The sequence below is a fragment of the Synechococcus sp. H60.3 genome (assembly GCF_047462295.1).
In the GTDB taxonomy this organism is placed as follows: Bacteria; Cyanobacteriota; Cyanobacteriia; order Thermostichales; family Thermostichaceae; genus Thermostichus.
In genome coordinates, this window is the sequence record NZ_JANSIY010000170.1 from 1 (window position 1) to 3,629 (window position 3,629).

Below are 3,629 nucleotides of genomic sequence, written 5' to 3' on the forward strand. Positions count from 1 at the left end.
ATCCAGGGTATGAGCTGTGCCTCCTGCGCTGCCGGCATTGAACAGGCCCTGAGTCGCGTGCGGGGCGTTACAGCCCAAACGGTCAACTTTGCCAGCGAGCAGGCCATCGTCCGTGGGGATCCCCGGCTGGTGAATCCCCAAGCGTTGATCCGGGTGGTGGAGCAGGCGGGGTATCGGGCGCGCTTGGTCGAAGACGATTGGCAACAGTCGGATCCGAACGACACAGAACGGATCGCCCAATGGGTGGCGGAACGGGAATTGAAGCTGAAGGTGGCGATAGGAGTGGGCCTCAGCACGGTGCTGCTGATCGGATCCCTGCCGATGATGCTGGGACGGAAGATCCCCGGCCTGCCCCCCTGGCTGCAGGATCCGTGGTTGCAGTTGCTGCTGACGGCGCCGGTGCAGTTTTGGGTGGGCCAGCACTTTTATCGTGGCGCCTGGGCGGCTTGGCAACGGCGCTCGGCGGACATGAATACCTTGGTAGCTTTGGGAACGAGCGCTGCTTTTTTCTACTCCCTTTTGGCGACGACTTTCCCCGACTTCTTTCATCGCCAGGGCCTGCACCCGGATGTGTATTACGAAGTGGCGGCGGTGGTCGTCACCCTGGTGCTGGTGGGCAAGTGGATGGAGCAGCGGGCCAAAGGGCAAACCTCCGAAGCCATTCGCAAGCTGATGGGGTTGCAGCCGAAAACGGCAAGGGTCATCCGCGATGGGGTGGAGCAGGATATCCCGATTGCGGCGGTGCAGGTGGGGGATCGGATCCGGGTGCGCCCTGGTGAGAAGGTGCCGGTGGATGGGGTCATTCTAGAGGGATCCTCCAGCCTGGACGAGTCGATGGTGACTGGCGAGAGCCTGCCGGTGAGTAAGTCGGCAGGAGATGAGGTGATCGGGGCCACCCTCAACCAGACGGGCAGCTTTGTGATGGAAGCGCGGCGGGTGGGCAAAGATACGCTTCTGGCCCAGATCGTGCGCCTGGTGCAGGAGGCCCAGGGATCCAAGGCCCCCATTCAGCAAGTGGCGGATCGGGTGACCTCCTGGTTTGTGCCGGCGGTGATCGGGGTAGCCATTCTAACTTTTGTCCTCTGGTGGGGGCTGGCGGGCAATCCGACGCTGGCCTTAGTGAACACCATTGGGGTGCTGATCATCGCCTGCCCTTGTGCGCTGGGGTTGGCCACCCCCACCTCGATCATGGTGGCGACGGGGCGGGGGGCAGAATTGGGGATCCTGGTAAAAAGCGCCGATAGCCTGGAATTGGCCCACCGCTTGCGCACGGTGGTCTTGGACAAAACCGGCACCCTCACCGAGGGCCGTCCCAGCGTCACCGATATCTGGACGCCAGGCTCTTCTCCCCTAGCCCTGTTGCGCCTGGCAGCAGCAGTGGAACAATACTCGGAACATCCGCTGGCCCAGGCGGTGGTGCAAAAAGCCAAAGCCGAAGGCATCTCAATCCCGTCGGCCCAGCACTTTCAGGCAAAAGTGGGCGAGGGGGCAGAAGCCTGGGTGGAGGGGCAGCAGGTGCGCATCGGTCGGCTGAGCTGGCTGGGGATCCCGTGGGATCCCTCTTGGTCGGAGCGGGTTCAGACCTGGGAAAGCCAGGGCAAAACGGTGATCGGCGTGGCGCAATCCCATCGTCTGGTGGGGCTGTTGGCCATTGCCGACCCGATCAAACCCACCTCCCCCGCCGCGGTGCGCCAGCTGCAGGAGATGGGCCTGGAGGTGATTCTGCTAACCGGGGATAACCCCACCACCGCCCAGGCCATTGCTCAGCAGGCAGGCATTCGCCGGGTGATCGCCCAAGTCCGTCCCGAGCAAAAGGCAGCCTACATTCGCCAGCTCAGACGGCCCCGACACCCGGTAGCGATGGTGGGAGATGGCATCAACGATGCGCCGGCACTGGCAGAAGCCGATGTGGGGATCGCCATCGGGACGGGCACCGATGTGGCCATAGCCGCCAGCGACATTACCCTGATAGCCGGCGATTTGCGGGGCGTGGTCACCGCCATTCAACTCAGCCGCGCCACCCTTGCCAACATCCGCCAAAATCTCTTCTTCGCCTTTATCTACAACACCCTCGGGATCCCGATTGCCGCCGGGGCGCTCTACCCCTTCACCGGCTGGTTGCTCAACCCCATGCTGGCGGGGGCGGCCATGGCCTTGAGCTCTGTTTCTGTAGTGGCTAACGCCCTGCGGCTGCGGCATTTTCGGCCCTCACCCCCAGCCCCTCTCCCTGAGGCACCCTCACCCCCAGCCCCTCTCCCTGAGGGAGAGGGGAGCTAGGGATCAAGGCAGGGGGCCGGGGTTATCCCCCCAGGGGGGCTTGGTGAAGGACAAGCGGCAAGCTAACCTAAGAGACTCGGGCAGATTGGGGAAAGCGCGGTGCAAATCCGCCACTGTGACGCAACTGTGATGGGATCCCTCCCTCAGCCAGAACACCCACCTGCCCTTGTCCTGTACCCCTTGCGATTCACAAGGAACGGAGTTTTTTGTGTTGAATACCCTCCCTGTTTCCCCTCCCCTTGCGGTTGGGCAGTTTCCTTCTCCTCCATTGCCCCTCTTGCTCATCGGCCATGGATCCCGCGACCCAGAGGGGCAGCAAGCCTTTCTGGAGTTGGCCCAAGCGTACCAATCCCTCACCCCCCAGCGGCCGGTGATCCCTTGTTTTTTGGAGCTGGCGCAGCCGAGCATCGCCCAGGGGGTGGAACAATGCTTGGCCCAAGGGTGGCAGGAGATCGTGGCTCTGCCGCTGTTGTTGTTTGGGGCGCGCCACAACAAGTTCGACGTGACCGTGGAGCTGGATCGCCTGCAGGCCCTCCACCCGCAGTTGCGCATCCACTACGGGGGGCCGCTGGGGATCCGCATCGAGATCTTGCAACTGCTGCGAGACCGCTTGGCCGCTTTGCTGGCTGCCCAACCGCGGCAGATCCCAGGGGCGGAAACGGTGTTGCTGTTTGTCGGTCGCGGCTCCAGCGATCCCGAAGCCAACGCCGAAGCCTGTAAGCTGGCCCGGCTGCTCTGGGAAGGGTCGGGGTTGGCCGCCGTAGAGACCTGCTTTATCGGCATCACCCACCCCCGCCTGCCGGTGGGTTTGGAGCGGGCCTTGTCCTGGCAGCCGCGCCGGGTGATCGTGCTGCCCTATTTTCTCTTCACAGGGGTGCTGGTGAAAAAAATCGAGGCGGCGGTGCAAGAGCGGCGACGTCAATACCCCCAGATCGAGTGGCTGATGCTGCCGGAGTTGGGTCTTGTGGATACGGTGTTGCACAGCCTGCAGCAACTGGAGCAGGAAGCCCTCCAGGGCCAAACCCCAATGAACTGCCACCTCTGCAAGTTTCGCCTGGCGGTGAGCGCAGAGCTGGGAGTGGGGCATACCCATCACCACGACCATCAGGATCACCCTCACGCGCAGGGATCCCATCACCACCACCATCATCATGACCATCATTCCCATGGGCAGGGATCCCATCACCATCACCACAACCACGGCCATGCCCCCGCAGCGGCTGCGGATCCCTGGGCTCAATTAGAGGATTACCACCGACGGGCTTGGCAAGTGCCTTAACGTAAGGTGCGGAATTCCCCACCGTCTATACGGTGGGGATGGATAGCACCCTCTGACTGATTCTGGATGTATT

At 62.9% G+C, this 3,629-nt stretch carries 2 protein-coding genes and 1 riboswitch; both genes read left to right on the plus strand.

Annotated elements, in window-relative coordinates:
• Nucleotides 1-2,277: heavy metal translocating P-type ATPase (locus tag NW841_RS12330; RefSeq protein ID WP_414386641.1), on the plus strand; the 2,277-nt coding region annotated here is incomplete at its 5' end.
• A 42-nt stretch (nucleotides 2,278-2,319) separates the two neighbouring features.
• Nucleotides 2,320-2,456: riboswitch (cobalamin riboswitch) on the plus strand.
• 29 nt (nucleotides 2,457-2,485) lie between these two features.
• Nucleotides 2,486-3,556 (plus strand): sirohydrochlorin chelatase, encoded by a 1,071-nt coding sequence (locus NW841_RS12335; RefSeq protein ID WP_414386643.1) that lies wholly within the window; start codon nucleotides 2,486-2,488, stop codon nucleotides 3,554-3,556.
• Nucleotides 3,557-3,629: the final 73 nt, after the last annotated feature.